The organism is Clostridium pasteurianum DSM 525 = ATCC 6013 (assembly GCF_000807255.1).
Lineage (GTDB): Bacteria > Bacillota > Clostridia > Clostridiales > Clostridiaceae > Clostridium_I > Clostridium_I pasteurianum.
On sequence record NZ_CP009268.1, the window covers coordinates 202,755 to 224,396 of the forward strand.

18 protein-coding genes, 1 pseudogene and 1 other annotated feature (1 of these 20 cut by a window edge) are annotated in these 21,642 nt (G+C 28.5%); of the genes and pseudogenes, 12 read left to right on the plus strand and 7 right to left on the minus strand.

Annotated features, from left to right (window positions below):
* Positions 1–49: a binding site (T-box leader), on the plus strand; it begins 164 nt to the left of the window's first position.
* Between the two features lie 140 nt (positions 50–189).
* The 3 genes from ileS (at position 190) to CLPA_RS00960 (ending at position 5,196) form a co-directional block, all read left to right on the plus strand.
* Complete coding sequence (gene ileS, locus CLPA_RS00950; protein ID WP_003440507.1) at positions 190–3,294, plus strand: isoleucine--tRNA ligase; 3,105 nt, start codon at positions 190–192, stop codon at positions 3,292–3,294.
* Positions 3,295–3,526: 232 nt separating this feature from the next.
* A complete protein-coding gene (locus tag CLPA_RS00955; protein WP_003440509.1) occupies positions 3,527–4,525 on the plus strand; it encodes a LacI family DNA-binding transcriptional regulator in 999 nt (332 codons plus the stop codon).
* Positions 4,526–4,611: 86 nt separating this feature from the next.
* Positions 4,612–5,196, plus strand: coding sequence for a hypothetical protein (locus tag CLPA_RS00960; protein WP_003440511.1), 585 nt, complete (start codon positions 4,612–4,614; stop codon positions 5,194–5,196).
* A 91-nt stretch (positions 5,197–5,287) separates the two neighbouring features.
* Here the strand turns inward: CLPA_RS00960 and CLPA_RS00965 are convergent, their stop codons facing one another.
* The 3 genes from CLPA_RS00965 to CLPA_RS00975 all read right to left on the minus strand — a co-directional run bounded on the left by CLPA_RS00965 (position 5,288) and on the right by CLPA_RS00975 (position 7,293).
* Entirely contained in the window at positions 5,288–5,692 is a 405-nt protein-coding gene (locus tag CLPA_RS00965; RefSeq protein WP_003440514.1) for a hypothetical protein, read from the minus strand.
* 275 nt (positions 5,693–5,967) lie between these two features.
* Positions 5,968–6,897 carry a CPBP family intramembrane glutamic endopeptidase gene (locus CLPA_RS00970; protein WP_003440516.1) on the minus strand — a complete coding sequence of 310 codons (930 nt, stop codon included), beginning with the start codon at positions 6,895–6,897 and terminating at the stop codon, positions 5,968–5,970.
* A 114-nt stretch (positions 6,898–7,011) separates the two neighbouring features.
* Entirely contained in the window at positions 7,012–7,293 is a 282-nt protein-coding gene (locus CLPA_RS00975; RefSeq protein WP_003440519.1) for a hypothetical protein, read from the minus strand.
* A 349-nt stretch (positions 7,294–7,642) separates the two neighbouring features.
* Between CLPA_RS00975 and CLPA_RS00980 the strand changes: the two genes are divergently transcribed.
* A complete protein-coding gene (locus CLPA_RS00980) occupies positions 7,643–7,828 on the plus strand; it encodes a hypothetical protein (protein WP_003440522.1) in 186 nt (61 codons plus the stop codon).
* 336 nt (positions 7,829–8,164) lie between these two features.
* Here the strand turns inward: CLPA_RS00980 and CLPA_RS20985 are convergent, their stop codons facing one another.
* Both CLPA_RS20985 and CLPA_RS20990 read right to left on the minus strand, forming a co-directional pair.
* Positions 8,165–8,311, minus strand: a complete 147-nt coding sequence (locus tag CLPA_RS20985; protein ID WP_087946533.1) for a hypothetical protein — start codon at positions 8,309–8,311, stop codon at positions 8,165–8,167.
* Positions 8,312–8,408: 97 nt separating this feature from the next.
* Positions 8,409–8,582, minus strand: a complete 174-nt coding sequence (locus CLPA_RS20990) for a hypothetical protein (protein WP_155760344.1) — start codon at positions 8,580–8,582, stop codon at positions 8,409–8,411.
* A 267-nt stretch (positions 8,583–8,849) separates the two neighbouring features.
* Here CLPA_RS20990 and CLPA_RS00985 point away from each other — a divergent pair.
* The 6 genes and pseudogenes from CLPA_RS00985 (at position 8,850) to CLPA_RS21815 (ending at position 14,497) form a co-directional block, all read left to right on the plus strand.
* Positions 8,850–11,080 (plus strand): annotated as a pseudogene (locus CLPA_RS00985) (peptidase domain-containing ABC transporter).
* The gene (locus CLPA_RS00990) at positions 11,077–12,600 is read left to right on the plus strand and encodes a beta-barrel domain-containing protein (protein WP_003440545.1); all 1,524 of its coding nucleotides are present in this window, start codon (positions 11,077–11,079) and stop codon (positions 12,598–12,600) included. The pseudogene CLPA_RS00985 and the gene CLPA_RS00990 overlap by 4 nt, the downstream one beginning before the upstream one ends.
* A gap of 79 nt (positions 12,601–12,679) precedes the next feature.
* Positions 12,680–12,874 carry a hypothetical protein gene (locus CLPA_RS00995; RefSeq protein ID WP_003440548.1) on the plus strand — a complete coding sequence of 65 codons (195 nt, stop codon included), beginning with the start codon at positions 12,680–12,682 and terminating at the stop codon, positions 12,872–12,874.
* Positions 12,875–12,958: 84 nt separating this feature from the next.
* Positions 12,959–14,011, plus strand: a complete 1,053-nt coding sequence (locus CLPA_RS01000) for a radical SAM/SPASM domain-containing protein (RefSeq protein WP_051035227.1) — start codon at positions 12,959–12,961, stop codon at positions 14,009–14,011.
* A 26-nt stretch (positions 14,012–14,037) separates the two neighbouring features.
* Positions 14,038–14,211 carry a hypothetical protein gene (locus CLPA_RS21490; RefSeq protein WP_236900365.1) on the plus strand — a complete coding sequence of 58 codons (174 nt, stop codon included), beginning with the start codon at positions 14,038–14,040 and terminating at the stop codon, positions 14,209–14,211.
* Between the two features lie 157 nt (positions 14,212–14,368).
* Complete coding sequence (locus CLPA_RS21815) at positions 14,369–14,497, plus strand: hypothetical protein (protein WP_257786226.1); 129 nt, start codon at positions 14,369–14,371, stop codon at positions 14,495–14,497.
* Between the two features lie 21 nt (positions 14,498–14,518).
* Here CLPA_RS21815 and CLPA_RS20995 read toward each other — a convergent pair whose 3' ends face one another.
* Together CLPA_RS20995 and CLPA_RS01010 are read right to left on the minus strand one after the other, a co-directional pair.
* The gene (locus tag CLPA_RS20995) at positions 14,519–15,163 is read right to left on the minus strand and encodes a sensor histidine kinase (RefSeq protein ID WP_158380935.1); all 645 of its coding nucleotides are present in this window, start codon (positions 15,161–15,163) and stop codon (positions 14,519–14,521) included.
* Between the two features lie 708 nt (positions 15,164–15,871).
* Positions 15,872–16,630, minus strand: coding sequence for a LytR/AlgR family response regulator transcription factor (locus CLPA_RS01010; protein ID WP_003440556.1), 759 nt, complete (start codon positions 16,628–16,630; stop codon positions 15,872–15,874).
* Between the two features lie 177 nt (positions 16,631–16,807).
* On the opposite strand from CLPA_RS01010, the gene CLPA_RS01015 reads away from it, so the two are divergent.
* Together CLPA_RS01015 and CLPA_RS01020 are read left to right on the plus strand one after the other, a co-directional pair.
* Positions 16,808–20,860: an AAA domain-containing protein gene (locus tag CLPA_RS01015; RefSeq protein ID WP_003440571.1), complete on the plus strand. Its 4,053-nt coding sequence runs from the start codon at positions 16,808–16,810 to the stop codon at positions 20,858–20,860.
* Between the two features lie 82 nt (positions 20,861–20,942).
* Entirely contained in the window at positions 20,943–21,524 is a 582-nt protein-coding gene (locus tag CLPA_RS01020; RefSeq protein WP_236900402.1) for a hypothetical protein, read from the plus strand.
* The last annotated feature ends 118 nt before the right edge of the window (positions 21,525–21,642 follow it).

The following is a 21,642-nucleotide window of genomic DNA, read 5'->3' on the forward strand; positions in this document are numbered from 1 at the left end:
CCTGAATTTTACTATTTAGGTGGTATAGCGAATTAACTTCGTCCTATTGCGGATGAAGTTTTTTTATTCTATAAGGATTTATTTTATCAGCAATACTTTAGAATTTTAAAAAGTTGTTAATAATCTAAATATAATTTAGTTGTAATTTATACTAATTCATATAAAGTCATTGGAAGGGAGTTCTATATTATGTACAAAAAAGTGGATGGTTCTAAATCTTTTGTGGATATGGAAAAAGATGTACTAAAGCTTTGGCATGGGAAAGCAGTAATTAAAAAAAGTTTTGAATCTAATCAGGATGGTGAGTATTTTACTTTTTATGATGGACCACCTACGGCTAATGGAAAACCACATGTGGGTCATGTTATAACTAGAGTTATGAAGGATATTATTCCTAGATATAAAGTTATGAAGGGCTATAAGGTCTTAAGAAAGGCTGGATGGGATACTCACGGTCTTCCAGTAGAACTTGAAATAGAGAAAAAACTTGGAATTTCAGGTAAGCCTCAGATTGAAGAGTATGGAGTTGAAAAGTTTGTTAAGGAATGTAAGGACAGTGTTTTTTCCTATGTGAGTCTTTGGAAGGATATGTCTGAGAAACTGGGATTCTGGGTGGATATGGATAATCCTTATGTAACTTATCATAATGATTATATAGAATCTGTCTGGTGGGCATTAAAGACTATGTGGGATAAAGGACTTTTATACAAAGGTCATAAAATAGTACCTTATTGCCCAAGGTGCGGAACAGCATTATCTTCTCACGAAGTTGCTCAAGGGTATAAGGACGTAAAAGAAGCTACAGCCTTTGTAAAATTTAAAGTTAAAAATGAAGATAAATATATACTGGCATGGACAACAACGCCTTGGACTTTGCCTAGTAATGTAGCTCTTGCAATAAATAGAGCTTACACTTATGTGGAAGTCATAAATAATGATGAACATTTAATTCTTGCTAAGGATCTTTTGAAGGTGCTTGAAGGGGAATATGAAATAGTAAGGGAATTCAAAGGTGAAGAACTTTTAGGAACGGAATATGAACAGTTATTTAAGTTTGAAACTCCAAAGGAAAAAGCTTTCTATGTAGTCCATGGAGATTTTGTAACTTTATCTGATGGTACTGGAATAGTTCATATAGCACCAGCCTATGGTGAAGACGATAATCTGCTTGGTAAAAAATATGGATTACCACTAATAAACTTAGTAGATTTAGAAGGAAAATTTGTAGATGCTGTTGAGCCTTGGAAAGGATTATTTGTTAAAAAAGCTGATCCTAAAATACTTGAGTATATGAAAGAGAAGGGAACTCTTTATAAATCAGAGAAGTTCACTCACTCTTATCCTCACTGTTGGAGATGTGATACACCGCTTCTCTATTATCCAAAGGATAGCTGGTTTGTAAAAATGACTTCATTGAGGGATAAACTTCTTGAAAATAACAATAAGATTAACTGGTATCCTGATAACATCAGAACAGGAAGATTTGGTAAATTCCTTGAAAATGTTATTGACTGGGGAATAAGCCGTGATAGATATTGGGGGACACCTCTTCCAATCTGGGATTGTGAATGCGGTCATAGAGAATGTATAGGAAGTATAGAAGAACTTAAAGCTAAGGGTATAAATGTACCGGAAAATATTGAGCTTCATAAGCCATATATAGATGAAGTTAAATTAACTTGTTCAGTATGCGGAAAGCCAATGACAAGAACACAGGAAGTTATTGATTGCTGGTTTGATTCTGGTTCTATGCCTTTTGCACAGCATCATTATCCTTTTGAAAACAAGAAGTTATTTGAAGATAATTTTCCTGCTCAATTTATATCAGAAGCAGTGGATCAGACAAGAGGATGGTTTTATACTCTTTTAGCTATATCCACAGCTATATTTGATACAAATTCCTTTGAAAATTGTGTGGTTTTAGGCCATGTACTTGATAAGCACGGCTTAAAGATGTCAAAGCATAAGGGTAACGTGGTAGATCCTTTTGAAGTACTTGAACATCAAGGGGCAGATGCGGCAAGATGGCATTTTTATACTTCCAGTGCTCCTTGGCTTCCAACAAGATTTTCAGAAGAAGATGTAGCTGAAACTCAGAGAAAGTTCTTGAGTACTCTTTGGAATGTATATTCTTTCTATGTACTATATGCTGAAATAGATCAATTTAATCCTTTAGAGTATAAGGATTTTGTATCTGAAAATGTTATGGACAAATGGATTGTATCAAAGCTTAATACTTTAATTAAAGAAGTGGATGAAGATTTAAATACTTATAAGATAACTCAAGGTGCATTAGCTATTGAAAATTTTGTAGATGAACTTTCAAATTGGTATGTAAGAAGAAACAGATCAAGATACTGGACTACAGAACTTACAGAAGATAAGATAGGAGCATATACTACGCTTTATAATGTACTAGTGAATTTAAGCAAGGTAGCAGCACCATTTATACCATTTATGACAGAACAAATTTATCAAAGCTTAGTGGTAGCTTTAGATCCTAAGGCTAAAGAAAGTGTTCACTTATGTAATTGGCCTGAATACAATGAAAAATTTGTAGATAAGGATTTAGAAAATGATATGGACTTAGCTTACAAACTTGTTAAGCTTGGAAGAAGTGCAAGAAATGGAGCTAATATAAAGAACAGACAGCCTCTTGGAGAAATGCTTTTGAGTACAAAGGCTATACCAGCTTATTATGGTGATATAATAAAAGATGAATTGAATATAAAAGAAATTGTATTTGGTGCAGATCTTTCAAAATATGTTAATTTTGAAATAAAACCTAATTTGCCTGTACTTGGAAAGGCTTATGGAAAGTTGATACCAGGTATAAGAAAAGCAATAGCTGAAAGAGATCAGATGAGCCTTGCAAAGGCTGTAAATTCTGGAGAAACTGTAAAGATAGAAGTACAGGGAACAGAAATAGAGCTTAACAGCAGTAATCTGCTAGTAACAATGCAGGGATTGGAAGGTTTTGCTTTTGCAGGAGAAGGAGAACTTGGTGTAGTACTGGAAACTACTATAACTCCAGAATTGCAGGAAGAAGGATACGTAAGAGAAATATTAAGTAAGATTCAGAATATGAGAAAAGAAAGCGGCTTTGAGGTTGCAGATAAAATAGTTATCTATGCAGATAAAAATGATAAATTAGAAGCTGTAATTAAAAAATATGAGGATTCCATAAAGAAGGAAACTCTTGCTAATAATATTATATATAATTCAGAAAGAGAGTATTCTGAGTACAATATTAATGGAGAAGTTTTAAATCTATCAGTAGAAAAAAGTATTTAAATTACATTAATAGTGATTTTTTAGAAATATTAAGTTATAATTAGATAAAGCTATGTTTATAATAAACATAGCTTTATCTTTAAAATATTATTAATATTGATTATTATGAAAAAATAAATTAATTATACCTATTAAATATGAGATATTAGTTATACAAAAAATTCCGTTTATATTGTATACGTTTTATAATAAAATAACAAAATTAACAATAAAAGTAAGGGGTTGGTGCTAAATGGCAGCTTCAATAAAAGATGTAGCTAAAGAGGCGGGAGTTTCTATTGCCACAGTTTCAAGAGTTTTAAATGATGTAGATGTAGTAAATGAGGAAACTAAGAAAAAGGTTAGAGAGGCAATAAAGAAGCTTGATTACAGACCTAATATTGTAGCTAGAAGTTTAAAGACTCAGAGAACAAGAACTATAGGTATAATTGTACCGGATATTTCTAGTCAATTTTATCCTGAAGTAGTTAGAGGTGCAGAAGATGTATCTAACATCTATAACTACAATGTTATACTCTGCAATACAGATATGGATCATGAAAAAGAAATAGAATACTTGAGAGTATTGAGAGAAAAGATGGTAGATGGAGTTATATATATGAGCAACTGCCTTCAAGAGGATATCATAAAAATGTTAAAAGATTTATCCTTACCTACAGTATTAGTTGAGACAAGAGGAAAAGACTATGGATTTCCAAGCGTAACTATAGATAATGAGAAAGCAGGATATGATGCTACAGAATTTCTTATTAAAAAGGGAAATAAAAAAATTGCATATATAGGTGTAAATCCAGCTACAGAAAATGCCAGTGGTCTTAGAGTTAATGGATATAAAAAGGCCTTAGAGGACAATGGGTTAAAATATGATGAAAATCTAGTACAATTTGGCGGATTAAAGGCAGCTGATGGAAGAGATGGTATGGAAGCTATTTTGAGTAAAACAAAAATAGATGCAGTATTCTGTGCCAGTGATGAAATAGCTATGGGAGTTATTAATACCTTAAGGGATAATAATATAAAAGTACCAGAAGATGTAGATGTGGTAGGATTTGATAACATATATGCTTCTTCTATTTATTATCCAAAGCTTACTACAGTAGAACAGCCTATGTATGACATGGGATCTGTAGGTATGAGAATGCTCATAAAAATAATTAATAAATCAGAGCTTGAAGACGAGCATATAGTATTGGATTATAAAATAATTGAAAGAGATACCTGCAAAAAATAAGTGGTATCAAAGAGTACGCAGCTGCTCTTTGATACCTTTTACTTTTGTATTATAATTAAAACAATAAATTGTAAGGAGTAAAATTAATGGAAGATAAACTGCATATTCCTCAAATGTTTTTAATAGGATCTTCAGGGCGTAATAGCGGAAAAACAACTCTTGCAGTTAACTTTATTAATCAATGGAAAGATAAAATCCCTGTAATAGCACTAAAAGTTACAACTATAGAGAAAAAAGATGGAAAATGTCCAAGAGGGGGACAGGGCTGTGGAGTTTGTACAAATATTCATGAGAATTTCCAATTAATAGAGGAAAAAAATATAAATTCTAATAAGGATACCTCTCTTTTGCTGTCTTCAGGGGCTGAAAGGGTATTTTGGCTTAAGGTTCTAAAGAATTATATTTATGATGGGATAAAATCGTTTTTATCTAACATTCCAGAAAATGCTCTTATAATCTGTGAATCCAACAGCTTGCGTAAAATCGTTAGACCAGGAGTATTTATAATGCTTAAAAACAGCAAAGATGTCAGTATTAAAAAATCTGCCAGAGAAGTTATGGATAAAGCTGACTTGATTTTGGAAGGAGATTTTTTAGATATTATTGATGAAGTAGTTAAAAAGGTTAGTGTAGAAAGAATAAATGGATCTTTTAGTGTAAATATAAAATAGACTAATATGAATAAATTTTATTTGAATAAAATTATAGAATGATATATAAAACTAAAAAAATTTTACATATCATTCTATAGTTTTGTTGTTTTTATTTTGTTATATCTTTATTCCAAAACACATCTTTTTTTAGATATACAAATATAAGCATTAGTACAGGTAGTATAAAGGATGCTAAAGTTATTGGTTTAAATCCATTTGAGGAAATACTATAGGCAATATCAGCAATTGTAATAATAAAATAGATATAAACACCAATAGATTGTTTAAGTAATATTAATATTAATGATATCACTAATACTATGGATAGTATCAAATTTATAGTTATTTCAGTAGGATTAGTTGAAGCTAATGCATTTCTAACTTCTTCATTGGCAGAATTACTTGTAATTAATATGATTATACTTCCACATATGGATAAAATATATAATATCATATTGATAATTACTATGGTAAGTAATCCACCTCCTAATTTTTTAGGTTCAGTATTTTCCATGACATATTCCCCCCCTTCATAATAATTTATTTAATGGTTTATAGGATTATTCCATAAAGATTCATTAGGACAAACCTAGTTTTATTGTAAGATATATTAAATTATATGTAAATACATATGTCATAAACGGTTAAAATTCAGTCATTAAAGCTGTAAAATATCCATAAATTTACACAAATAAGTTCTTAATATAGTTTTTTGATAGTTAAAATTATTTAGGTGCATATAGATCTTTAATATTAGATAATATAGTTTGCAATATTATCTTTGTTATTTTATATATAAGTATTTTCTACAGTTGATTTTGGAGTATAAAACTTCCATATAAAAATAAAGATTATAATAATTACTAAGGTAACTGTAAGTCCACCTTCAGGGCCAAAGCTGCCGCCATTTATTATATTGGAAGAAGTATTTCTAACAGTATATATTCCATTAGTCTCATTACCACTTACAAGAAATCCAAATACATTACCCTCAAAATAATTCCAGGTTGTATGAAAGCCTATGGACATCCACAAATTTTTTGATTTGATAGCCATATACAGAGCTAAAAGGGCAAATAAGAATAGATTTACATAGCCCAGAAAACTGATTCCAGCATTAAAGGAGTGCATAGCGGCAAATATAATGGATGATACCACAATTGCTATCCACTTGTTAGTGGATTGTCTGAGCACTGTAAAGCAGTAACCTCTTGCAAACATTTCTTCATTTATACCAACAAAAATAAATAATATAAGTCCTGTTAAAGCAGATATACTAAAATTGGGGCTATAGAAAGAACCTATAAGCTTTATATTTCCAGTTGCGTACAATATAAAAAATACTAAGGTTAAAGCTACTCCTCCAAAGATTAATCCCAGTATAAGATCTCTGGAACCACGTCTTATATTAATTAAGCCAATATTCTTTATAGGTTTTTTATCGAACTTTTTCCAAAATATAAATATACTGATTATCATACAAATACATTGAGATAGCGTAGATATAAAGATTATAAACGAATTGAAATTTACGGTATTAATAATCTTATTGGGATTACTCATTAAACTTGGATTTGATAAAAATTTGGACAGGGCATAGACAGTTCCAATAACTATTTGGGTTAACAGTGTTAAGGCAAAGAAAACCATAAATACAATAGTTATTTTCCAGCCTGACCTTAGCTTGAAGTCTTTGTCCATAAAAATGTTTTTCAGCATAGGGGCAAAACCTCCTGTAAATAAATTTTAGGTTTTAACTTATTGTATCAAAAAGATAGTACGAATTAAATACATATTGAGTAAAAATATGGTTTATGTATTTAATATAAATTACTATCCCAGCCAAGTTATTAGTTGGCGTACTGCAGACAATAAATCTTTCTTATTTTTTTCCATATCTTTTTCAGGTCCAGTAAACTTTAAATTGCTTATATTTTCCTTTATTTTACTTAACAAGTCAGCATCGCCATTATGATTAGTGTTATCAATTTTGTTGATGATGTTTTCTAAATCTTTTTTGTTATAGGTGGATATATAACGAGGTTTTTTTATTTCTAGATAAATTTTATTTAATATTTTTTTATATTCGTCAAAATTATTATTTGTATTAGTCATTTTAACACTTCCTTAATAAAAATTTGCAATTGAAATATTATATAAGAGATCCAATATTTATATGTTTGTTAAAATTAATTATTAGATTTATGCACTATTAATTTTAAATATATGTATATATTGTAAATTAAAAACTTTTAGATGTAAATAGGTTTATAAGTAAACATGAAAATTTTAACATAAAAAGTTTTTAATGCCCTAAAATCGATGTTTAGTGTCCAAAGTATTTCAATTTAGAATTTTTCAATTTAGAATATAGATGTATTCAAAATTACTAAAGGAATAAAGGTAATGGTGTAGTTGGAATAAAATAATATCTTTGAAAAATTAATATTTTGGAGGAAGAGTTATGACAAATAAAGAAAAAAAGTCTATAAAAAATGTAGGGATTTTTTATGGTACTGCATTAGGTATAATTTTTGGTGTTGTATTTAAAAATGTTGTTTGGGGAATTATTATTGGTGCTGGCATTGGGGGTATAATAGATATTATATATAATTCAAATGGAGATAAAATAAATAAAAGTGATAAATAATATTTTTGAGTTGAAATATAAATTTTATATTTCTTAAACAATGACAATAAGCCATTTATAGTTATTAATATTTATTTATGAAATTGGATATCTATATTAATATCTAAACTTTCGCACATTAAAATAAAAGCATAAGCCTAAATTTTTAATATATAAAGCAAAGAAACATCCCGTAGGTGGATTTTTTATCGATGAGGTGATGAACTTCAAGATATTGAATTTTATCAAGCACTACAAATACTTATGACTACTTTAAAAATAGTTTTTCTCTTGTGAAAGTTAATACTACGAATATTATAATGCACTTTATGTGTATTTTTTAATGTTAAATTTTAATTAGCTTCCTAACCATGTTAATAACTCCAACAATAATTTCATTATATCTCTTTTTATTATTTTAGGATTTTTTTCAGGTCCTTCAATTTCCAAACTTTTTAAATCAGTCTTTAATTTATTAATTATATTTTTTGTGAAATTTCTCATATTAAACACCTCTTATTTAATATATAATATAAATTCATTATATTATACACATAATTAATAAGAAAAAAGAGTCTTTTAGACTCTTTTTTCCTATTTTTTATACATATCCAGTGTTGTAATAATCTAACATATACTTAGGTATAGAAGTATTGCCATATGTGAATACTCTACTAAAATATAGATTTGCCACTAAACTTCCAGCTTTAACGGCAGTTGAAAGTCTATTACCACCATCAATTTTTTCTAGTTGATCCATAGTTAATTCATTCATTTTAATCCCTCCAAATAAATTTAATCTTTATGTACTAAAGTGGATTATGAAATTCATAATAACTAATCTTGAGCACATTCACATTGTAAATTAAAAATTTTTAAATTTAAATACTTTTGACACTAAACATGGATGTTTTGACATTAAAAACTTTTTGTGTCAAAAAATAGGGATTTCATGCCTAATCTATTTAATTTTTTTAGATTTATGCTAATAATAAATTTAGATTAAATACACTAAAGTTGAAATAATAGGAGGCTATAAAATTTGAAAAACCTATTTAAAAAATATATTTGCATTAAACAGCATGACGCAAAAGATTGTGGCTGCGCTTGCTTAGCTACAATTTTTAAACAATATGGTTTAAAAATATCAATATCTAAAATAAGAGAAACTGCGGGAACAGATAGGCAGGGAACCAGTGCTTATGGGATTATTAAAGCAGCAGAAAAAATTGGATTTACTGCTAAAGGAGTTAAGGTAAATAAGTCAGAGGATATATTTAGTGAATTTCCAATCCCTGCTATTGCTCATGTCATTATAGATAAAAAATTTCCTCACTATGTAGTAATACATAGAATACATAAAAAAGAAATTGTTGTAGCAGATCCTGAAAAGGGTATTGTTAAATATAAACCAGAAGATTTCTTTAAAATTTGGACAGGAATATTGATATTAATGACACCCACTGTTGAATTTAAGAAAGGTAATGAAGATAAGGGAGTATTTAAAAGATTTTTTGGATTGTTAAAACCACAAAAAGGATTGCTTACAAATATATTTTTTGCTTCCTTGGTACTTACTACCCTTGGTATATTAGCTTCTTTTTATTTTCAATCGCTCATGGATACCATAATACCACAAAATTTATCTAAAACATTAATAGAAATTTCTATAGGTGTTATTTGTCTAAATGTATTCAAAGTACTATTGGATGCTTTTAGAACTCAGCTTCTCATATATTTAGGGCAGAATATAAATATACCATTAATGATTGGATATTATAATCATGTAGTAAATCTTCCTATGAACTTTTTTGGTACAAGAGAAGTAGGAGAAATTATCTCAAGATTTAATGATGCTTCAAAGATAAGAGATGCTATTTCAGGGGCAACTCTTACTATTATGATAGATACGTTAATGGTTATCTTTGGTGGAGCTATACTTTATACTGAAAATCATTTACTGTTTGGGATCACAATAGTTCCTGTAATTTTATATTTAATTATAGTCTGGGTTTTTAATAGTTCTATTGAAAGAGTTAATAAAAAAACAATGGAAGACAATGCAAGTCTTACATCTTATCTAGTGGAATCCCTAAATGGTATAGAGACAGTTAAAGCTTTTAATGGTGAAAGAAAAGTTAACTTTGAAATGGAAAAGAGATTTATAAAGCTAATAAAAAGTGTATTTAATAATGGATTTATAAGTAATATTCAAGGCTCTGTAAAAACAGCAGTACAAACTATTTTTGGTACGATAATTCTTTGGATAGGAGCTTATGAAGTGTTAAGAGGAAATATGACTATAGGTCAGCTTTTGACTTTTAATGCACTGCTTGCATATTTTTTAGATCCTATTCAGCGTATTATAAATCTTCAGCCAACTGTTCAAACCGCCATAGTTGCTGCAGACAGATTAGGTGAAATATTGGATTTAGAGCTTGAAAAAAGTGAAAATGAGGATAAAAAAATATTTCCTTCAACTTTAAAGGGAGAGATTGAATTAAAAAATGTAGATTTTAGATATGGTACAAGGCAATTGGTGCTAAAAGATATAAATATAAGTATAGCACCTGGTGAGAAAATAGCACTAGTAGGAGAAAGTGGTTCTGGTAAAACTACTATTTCAAAACTGCTTATGAATTTTTATCAATGTGAAAATGGAGAAGTTTTAATCAATGGCTATAATATTAAAGATATTAATATTGAAGCCTTAAGGGATAAGATAGCTTACATATCACAAAATGTATTTTTCTTTAGCGGTACTATAAAGGAAAACTTGAGTTTTGGAGCTGAGGGAACTACTTTTGAAGAGATGATAGAGGCATGTAAAAAGTCACAAATAAATGACTATATTAATTCACTGCCTACAAGATATAATACTTTGTTGGAGGAAAATGCATCTAACCTTTCAGGCGGTCAAAAGCAAAGACTCGCCATAGCAAGAGCAATACTCAAAAAGCCAGAAATACTTATAATGGATGAGGCCACAAGTAATTTGGATTCTATAACAGAAAAAGCTATTGAAAACACAATAAATGAATTCAGTAAGGATATCACTTCACTACTATCATAATAGCACATAGATTAAGTACTATTATGAGATGCGATAAAATATATGTTATGGATAAGGGTATAATTATTGAGAGTGGAAGTCATAATGAACTTATAAAACAAGGAGGAAAATATTTTAAACTTTGGAAAGAACAGCTTCCGGGTTATGAAGCACTAGAAGAAGTAGCATCAGCTAAAAGACTGGAGGTAAATCAAATATGAAATACATACTTCAAAATATAGATGATATAACTGACAGTAGAGAAGTATTAGAATCAAGACCTCATCCCTTTACAAGAATTTTTATTTACATAATGATAGCTGTGCTGTTATTAGCATTTATATGGTCTTATTTTAGTGAAAAGGAAATTGTAGTAAAAGCTAATGGGATAGTGGAACCTAACAAAGCAATTATACAAGTATCAAATGAAGCTGCTGGAAAAGTAACTTCTATAAATTTTAAAGATGGTGATAAGGTAAAGAAAGATCAGATACTTTATACAATTAATCATACAAATTTAGATGTACAAAAAGCTGGACTGGAAGAGGATCTTAAGCTTCAAAATGTGGAGGTAAACAATTTAAATAAATTAAAGAATAGTATTACAGATGGGAAAAATCATTTTAATGAAAATTCGAATGATGAAAGGGAATATTATAATAGATACGTTAGATATACAGAAGGTATTGGAGATATAAATAATAGTGCACAGGCTGTCAAGGTTCAAATTCAGAATTTGCAGGATCAGATATTAAAATTAAATTTACTACAAAAATCAATAAATGATAACAAAAATTATTTTGGAGATAACAGTTCTTATAGTAATCAACTTCAAAGTTATCAGATTAATATCCAGCAGTATCAGGGAAAAATAAATAATGCACTAAATCAATACAATGCACTTAAAAAGCAGATATATGAACAAAAAAAACAAACTTCGTCACAAAATATGCAAAATAGTAGTCAAATAGATCAAAATAATGAAATAAGTGAAATTAATAATAAAAGTCAACTAGATAACGCCAAAATAGCTATAGATAGTGCAAATCAAGATTTATCAAAATATAAATTAGAATTTATGCAAAATATAAATTCTAGTAAAGAACAAAATGAAATAAAAATAAAGGAAATTCAGAGTGCACCATCCTTAAGTCAGGAAAATGGAAGCCAATATACATCTTCTGAGGAGTATAAGCATGATAATTTAATTCAAATAGATACAAATATTAAAGCAGCTCAATCTAAGATAAACCAAGATAATAACAATATTAAAAGTATTGATATAAATATAGCTCAATGTACTGTAAAGGCTCCCAGTGATGGGATAATAAATAGTTTAAATGAAATTAAAGAGGGAGATTTACTGCAAGCAGGAACACAAATAGCTACTATGCTTCCTATAGATAACTCTCAATATAAAATTCAAATATATATTGCCAATAAGGATATAGGAAATATAAAAAAGGGACAAAACATACGCTGTAATTTTGACGCATTACCTTACAGCGATTATGGAAGTATAGATACAAAAATAACTAATTTAAGTGCAGATGCAAAGGTAAATCAAAATAATAGTACAAGCTATTATACTGCAGAAGCGATTATATATAATAAGCCTTTATACAATAGAAAAAGAGAAAAAGCTGATATTAAACCAGGAATGACAAGTCAAATAGATATAATTACTAGAAAAGAAAAAATACTTTATTATTTGATGAAACAGATAAATCTTAAAGATTGATATTGTAAAAATTTACAATTATTTTGCTATAACCTTTCGGCCGAAGGTTAATATATAAATTAATTTTGGAGGGAATATTATGATAAATGAAAATTTAACAGATGAACAATTACTAAATATAACAGGAGGAAGTGCTTTTTTGGACAATGATAGCTTAACTAATGGATTAAATTCCATACACATACGCCCATTATATAGCATTACTCCAATAAAATCACCTTTTGGTGGCATAATTGCTTTATATGCAGTTCAACCAGTTATTACAGACAAATAATATAAAAGGAAATGACCTGAAAAGTCATTTCCTTTTATAAAATACTAAATAAAATTTTCAATGAAATAATAGGGGGAAATACATATGGAATATAAACCAGTTACTGCTGTATGGGAAATAACTATGGGATGTAACATGAGGTGTAAACATTGTGGTTCCAGCTGTGAAAAGCCATTAGAAGACGAGTTGAGCACTGAAGAAGCTTTTAAATTAAGTGATGACTTAGGAAAGCTTGGACTTAAATGGATTACTCTATCTGGTGGAGAACCTACTACAAGAAAAGATTTTTATTTGATTGCAAAGAGATTAAATGAAAATAATATAATTCCAACTTTAATCACTAATGGATGGCTATTAGATGAAAACATAGTTGATAAGGCAATAATAGGTGGAATTAACACTATTGCTATTAGTATTGATGGATTAGAAAAAACTCATGACAATATGAGAAAAAAAGGATCTTTTCAAAGAGATATGAAGGCGTTAGATTTATTAGGAAGAAAGAATATACCTTCTTCTGTTATTACTACAATAAACAATATAAATATAAAAGAATTAGAGCAATTAAAGGATATTTTAATTGAAAAAGGTGTAGTGTCATGGCAGCTTCAATTAGCCCTTCCTATGGGAAATATGTCTAAAAACTCAGATCTTGTTGTACAACCGTTTCAAGTAGATAAAGTAATAGATTTTGCTTATAGAACAACAATGGAAAATAAAATAGTTATACAATTAGCGGATTGTATGGGATATTTTAATATGAAAGAAGCGTCAGTTAGAAAACATAGTTCAAATATTGATGGATATACATGGACTGGATGCAGTGCAGGTAAATATACTTTAGGAATTTTAAATAATGGAGATATTGTAGGTTGTACCTCTGTGCGTGATAAAACTCTTGTAGAGGGAAATATAAGAACAGCTTCTTTGGAAGATATATGGGAAAATCCTGATAATTTTAGCTGGAATAGAGGTATGAAAAAAGAAAAGTTGCAGGGGACTTGTGGTAAATGTAAATATGGAAATATATGTTTAGGAGGATGTTCTAATACTAAGCTTACTCATGGAGGAAGCTTGTATGCTGAAAACAAATATTGCTCTTATAATTTTGCTTTAAGTAAGGCAAAAAATTCATAGAAAGTGGGAATTTGCAACTTGGAGAAATGGCATTATCAAGAGCTTTTGATATGGGCAGTAAAGATGAAGAAATGTTAGAAGCATATGCATATGCAAATTACATGCTAGAAAATTATACCTATGCAAAAAATGCTTATGAAAAATTATTATCTATTAATCCTGAGAACAAAAACGCACAAAGATTTTATAACTTAATTTAATAAAATTACAGTAATTTTATAGAATATAAAAATTTTTCATGTACAGAAATTTATATTTAATGACCAATGTGTTTACGTATATTATATTTTAATATATGATTTTAATAAAAAATGATACAAATCAATATTTATATAAAAGAATGAGGAGAGGTTATGTATGGAAGAAACTAAGGAGTTTAATGAATTAGAAGAGTTAACAGATGAAGAATTATCAGATATAGATGGTGGAGGTATTTATGATAAAATAAATAAATTTTTATCTAATTCTAAACATTATTTTATTTGATGTATATACCTAGGTAATTTGTTACCTAGGTATATATAAAGAAATTTTTATCCAACCATCATCTACATTTAGTTGAATTCTACCATTATAGAATTCAACTATCTTTTTTACATTATATAAACCATAACCATGATTAACACTTTTCTTTGTAGTAAAGCCTTTATTAAATATCTTGGCTACTTTATTTGGATCTAAAACTAAACCGTTATTTTCAGTTTCTATTAAATAATCTGTAGTAGAAGAGTCAATTTTTAATTTAACAGTTCTATTATTATAGGCTTCATTTTTAACAGCTTTAAAGGAATTGTCCAAAAGATTATTTAATATTTCTGACAGTTCATAATCCTGCAGTGGAATATCATTTAAACTGCAATCAATGTTGTAGATGAAATTTATATTTTCAGTTTTTGCAATGTTGGTTTTTACGTATATAATAGCAGCTACAACTTTATGATCTATACTTATATTTTCATCTAATACTGTTAATGACTTATTCAAGGAAGTTATGTAGTTTTCTAATTGATATTTTAAATCTTTTTCATTTGTAGTTTGAATAATACCATATATAGTATTTATATGATTTTTAAAATCATGCTGTCTTGATTTTATGTCATCTATTAAGTCAGAAACAATAGGACTATATTTTTCATAAGTTTTTAAAGTCATGCCTTGTTCTTTCAATTTGTAATTATAAATAGCAAATAATATACTTATAAAAAAATATATTATTGAAATGATGGATAATTGTATAGAATAATTGCTTATAATATTAAAATTAAAAATTAATAGTAATTTTAGTATAACTATATAAAATATTATGTTAAATATTATAAAATTACCCGATTTTAGCATCTTTTTATATCCAATGTAGTATATCTTTAATGGTAATAGATAGCATATAACAATTATAGTTATTAGAAGGCTTAGTTCAGCCAGAAAATTTATATGATAACTGCTTATTTTAAATTTAAATTGTATTAGCTCTATGAGTAAATTAAATATAAACTTTATAATGAAATCCAAACATTGAATTACTAGAAAATATTGAATAGATTCTGAAATAGTTTCATTATATATAAATTTTAACATTAATATTATAAATATACAATTAATAAATATACTCACCTGTAAATTTATCAACCGCAAAACAATTACTTCGGTGCTTACAATTATTATAAATAAAATATCCCTTATTGGCATGAATTTATTGTTGCTTAAAGTTTTATATAATATTGTAATGGCTGTATATTCTAGCAATGGAATACTTACAAATATCAGCAGTAAAATAACATGATTCACATTAAATGTCACTTCCTTTCAATTTTATATTCGCCTTTAATGTATTATTAATTTAGGCTTTATAATAATATATTATCAATGCTTGTCTTTTTTGTTTTCTCTGCTATACATGTATTCATCAATAATATCTTTGTATTTTGAACCTATAAAAGCATTTTCTTTATAATCATAAAAAGATACTATCCATGAGTTGTATGAATATTTTTCTATTTTTTCTATACGTTTTAAATTCATCAAATAAGACCTATGACATTGAACTATATAATCATTACATACTTTTTTCATAATATTTTTTAGTGAAGTTCTGTGTATTTCATATAAACCTTTTGTGGTATGTATAATTACATTTCTTATACGTACTTCTATAAAAAATATGTCTTCCAAATACACCTTTATGCTCAGTTTATTACAGTCAAATAGAACGTATTCTCTTGCTTTGATTTCTTTCTTATGCTTTTTATTGATATCGTCTATAATCAGCATAGTCATATCCTTAACCTTTTGTTTATCATAAGGTTTTATTATGTAATCATAACAATGAATTTCTTTAAAAGCAGGTAGTATATATTGTTTATGGGTAGTTATAAAGACAATCCAGCTTAAACGATATCTATCTATATTTCTTAAGTTTAAACCTAGATTTAAACCAGAAGAATTTTTTAAAGAAATGTCAATATAGAAAAAATCTATAATTTCTGTATTGGCTATTTTTAAGGCTGAGGCTTCATCCTCTGCTTCGTATATATTTATATCTTTTATAATGATATTCTTTAACATTTTTATAAGATTATTTCTCTGAATAGGATTATCTTCTGCTATTAATATATTTGGCATTGCTATACTCCTTTTAGTATATTCCCATATAGTTAATTTACGACAATAATTATACCAAATAGAACATACTATGTAAATTTTGAGGAAAATTTGTATGAAATTTTATTAAATATATTTAGAAAAATATGGTATAATAGTTCTTAGATGGTAATAGGAGAAACTTAAGAGGTGATAAATATGAATTGTAGGACAAAGATAAAAAATTTGTTTTCATATCTATTGAGCATAAAGAACATGGACGAAGATGTAATAAGAAATATTAGTCAGTATGAAAAGATCTATTGGCAGAAAAATTTAAATGTGGTGGATAAAGAAGTTACAAGTGTGCAGGAAGAAGAGAATAATTGGTTTTACATAGATAGCAGCAGCAAAGACTTATATGATGAATTTTTTCAGTTATATCTCTCTTTGGATAACAATGAAGAAAATTTTGAGATTGTTTGGGGAAACTATATACTTGCTTGGGAAATAGGGGATAAAAAAATTGTACATCCTCTTTTTTCCACTAAAATGGAGCTTTATTTTGATGCGGAAAGAGGAATTTTCTTTTTAAGACCCTATGATGGAAGAGTGAAGATGGAGTTTGATATCTTTGCTGGAATAGATATTCCAAATATAGATAAACTTTTAGGGATAAAAGGGATTATAGAAAATTCTGTTGTAGATTTAAGAGATTTAAATAAAATGGAGAAGCTATTACTTAAAATAGCCCATTATTTGAGTGCAGATATAAATCCAGAAGGTGAGTTCCAAAAGGATACAAGCATTGATAATATTAATTTATCAAAATATCCTGTATTCTATAATGCCCCTGGAATTATAATAAGAAAAACTGATTCCAGACTTTGGCATAGTGAATTGACAAATATTATAAAATCAATAGATTATGGGTATAAAATTCCATCTACTATAGAAGCTCTTGTGTCTTCAGAAAAAATAGAGGAACCTTTAAAGGTAAAAGAACAGTGGAAGGAAATGGGCAGAAATCTTTTATTTCCACTTTCCAGTAATGAAGAACAAAAGGAAATAGTAACAAAGTTATCTGAAAATTTTGGGGTGGTAGTTCAGGGACCTCCTGGTACGGGAAAAAGTCATACCATTGTAAATCTTATATGTCATCTCTTAGCCCATGGTAAAAGAGTTTTAGTTACAAGTCAAACGGGGAGGGCACTTAAAGTATTATCAAAAAATATTCCTAAGGGAATAAGGCCCCTTTGCATGAGTATTCTTGGAGATGATACAAAGGCACTTAAGGAACTGGATGATTCTGTAAGAATAATAACAGAAAACCTTTCTATGGATAAAGACAGTATAAGAAAAGAAAGTATACCTCTTAAAAAACAATTGGATAGCTGTAAGAGCAGACAAAAGGAGTTATATGATAAATTAAAAGAAGCTGAATGTATTGAAAACAAAAAATTGAAATTTCAGGGGACTATAAGTCAATTAATGGATATAGCAAAATGGGTAAGATTAAATGAAAGAAAATATTCATGGATAGAAGATGATATAAAAATTGAAAATAATTGTCCTTTAACGGAGCAGCAGTATTTTCGATTGGTACATCTTTTGAATACTATTGAAAGAGAAGATATAGTTAAGGTAAATAGTATGATTAATGTATTATCTGAAATTCCAGATTTTGATGATATATGTGTAAAAATAAATAATTTTAAGGATATAGATGTAAATTATAAAGAATATAAAAATAATCTAAAAGATTGGTCACTGGGATATGATAACCGTGTAAATTACAAAGAACTTATAGGGGTTTTGACAAGAGCTGAAAAAAGTATGAAAAAAATAGAAGGCTCTTGGCTGAAAGAAGTTATGAGGTGCTATTATACCAGTGAAGTTATGAGACCTGTAATAAAACATATATATGTGAAGAGTAATTTTTTTATCACAGAACTTTCAGAATTACAGAGAAGACTTACTGTGCATAAGGTGGAGGTTCCTAAAATAGATAACTTTAATAAATTTAAGATGGATTTTCAATATATATATGATGTTATAAAAACTAGAGGTAAGATAACTAAAGTATTTAGAGTAATGCACAGTGAGTATGACTATATATTTAATAATTGTTTTGTAGATCTGCATCCCATAGTCTCCAGAGATGAAGCTGAAATATTAAACATATGTATAAAGAAGCTGGCTCTAGAGGAGGAATTTAAGAGCTTATGGAATGGTGCCATGAAAGATTATGGGGCATTTGAAATTAAAGTATTTAATGCTAATTCCATGATGGTTCTGGAGGAAAGTGTAAAGGGATTAGGCAGGGTTATTGACTGGAATATGGATTTCAAGAGTAAGATTATAAATATACTTGGAGAAATAACTTTTTTAAATAAGATAAATTGGTATGAAGAGAAGACTTACACCTATCTTAAAAAAGGTATAATGAGTTTGAAATATATAAATGATTATAAAGAGCACAAGTCATATATAAACAATATAAAAAAACTTTGCAATAGTTCATTTGAACTGCGAAAACTTGGAGATGCCATTGAAAAAATGGATATAGAAGCCATTGAAGAAAGTTATACAGAAGTGGCAAGGCTGAAAAAATTGTACAAGGATATCCAGGAGATAAATTTATATATGGAAAAGCTTCGAAAGTTAGTTCCTATGTTTGCTATAAAGCTTTATGAAAGTAAGGAAAGAAATAAATTTAAAGATTTAAGCATGGCTTGGAAATGGAGACAATATAATAGTATGCTGGAAAAAGTTCATAAAGTAAGGCCGGAACTCATAGAAAGATTATTGTCAGAAGAGAAGAATAAGGAAAAAATTTTAATAGAAGAGTTGGTAGCTAAAAAGTCCTGGTACAATCAGATAAACAATACTACTGATATTCAAAGAAGAAGCCTTTATGCTTGGCTTCAGGCAATGAAAAAAATAGGAAGAGGAAAGGGAAAGTTTGCAGATAAATATAGAAGTATAGCCCAAAGGGAAATGGAAATATGTAAAGATTGCATACCTGTGTGGATTATGCCTTTAAACAAGGTTATTGAAAATATAAAATTGAATAATACTCCTTTTGATGTGATAATATTTGATGAAAGCAGTCAAAGTGATATATTTTCTATTTGTGCATTATTTAGAGCTAAAAGGGCTGTAATTGTAGGAGATGATAATCAGATAAGTCCTCAGGCTATAGGCATAGATCAGGAAACAGTAAACGGCTTGATAGATAGATATTTAAAGGGTATACCCCATAGAGAGTGGTTTGATTTGGAAACCAGCCTTTATAACACAGCTCTTAGAGTTTTTCCTGATAGGCTTTTGTTAAAAGAACATTTTAGATGTCTGCCTGAAATAATAGGTTTCAGTAATTCTCTATGTTATTCTGGAGAAATAGTTCCCTTAAGGCATCCTAAGAAAGGGGAAGTATTCAATTCTCCAATAAAGGCTATAAGGGTAATGGATGGACTAAAAGATAAATTGAAAAATATAAATATAAATGAGGCTAAAGCTTTAGCAGAACAAATATTTAAATGTTGTAATGATAGAAGATATGATGGTATGACTATGGGAGTTGTATCATTACTGGGAGATGCTCAGGCAGAAATAATTGAAAACATGATAAGAGAAAAGATTGGAGAAAAAGAAATTATGAAAAGAAAGCTTTTGTGCGGAGATGCTTATTCTTTTCAAGGAGATGAAAGAGATATAATATTTTTGTCCATGGTAGTAGGGGACAATGTAAGATTTACAGCACTGACCAGGGAGGTGGATATAAGAAGATTCAATGTGGCGGTAAGCAGGGCAAGAAATCAACTTTGGTTATTTTATTCTATAAGTACAGAAAACTTAAATCCAGATTGTGTAAGAACAAAACTTTTAAGATATTGTCTAGATCCTTATGGATTAGAAGGTAATAAAAATGAGACACAGTATATGTTTGAAAGTGATTTTCACAAAGAAGTATTTAGAATGATAAGTAAAAGAGGATACAGTATAACAACAGATGCAAGCCTTAAACATTACAAGGTTGACTTTGTGGTAGAGGATAATAATAGTAGAGTTGCTATAGAGTGTGATGATGGACAATGGAATGGAATTGAAGAGTGGGAAACAGGTCATGAAAGTCAAATGACATTAGAGAGAGTGGGATGGACTTTTCATAAGATAAGAGCCAGTGAGTTCTATAGAAATCCTGAAAAGACTATGGAACGTCTATGGTCCAGGCTGAAACATCTTGGAATTAAGAAGATAATAGCTTAAGGTATCTTCAAATAAATACTGGATAGCAGCATTTTGACTTAATATTTACTTTCAGGTACCTTTAAGCATGATTTTCAGAGGAGTGATCCGCTTGAATAGTAAAAAGACTATGGGAATAATTATGCTTTTATTATTAACTCTATTTATTTTGTTAGCTTGTGATAAAAATAATAGTAAAACACAAGTAAAGGAAGAAAAAAATGTGGAATCAGTTTCTGTAAATAATGTAGGTGACAAAGCTAAAGAGAATTCTGCTAATGTATCCTCAAAAAATGCATATATAAATGCCAGATTTGCTTACAGAATAGAGTATCCGAAAGAATGGACAGGAATTATAGAAAGCGAAACTCAGGATGGTGCACTTATTTATTATAAAGATGGTAATGACATAAGAACTTTTTGTGAAAAAGCTCCAGATGGATATATTGATTCAGAAAGAGAACAATATATATCGGAAGGAAAAAAGGTAGAAGATTTTTATACAGAGGATGGAGTGAAAGGGATTGTTGTTACAGGAAATGATGGAGAAAGAAAGTTTATGCATGTGATCGTTATTCAAAAGGGAAATCACTATGATGTATACGGATTAGTAAAGCCGGATTTTTATAAAAATAATGAAAATAACATAATATCCATGGCTAAAAGTATAAAAATTTTAAATTAAATTTTTTGAAAGAAATAATTGTGTTAATTGAGCAATTGAGGGTGAAGTCTTAATTTATAACTTTTCACCCTTGATTGTATTTTACATAAATATTGAAAATATTATATATATTAATAAT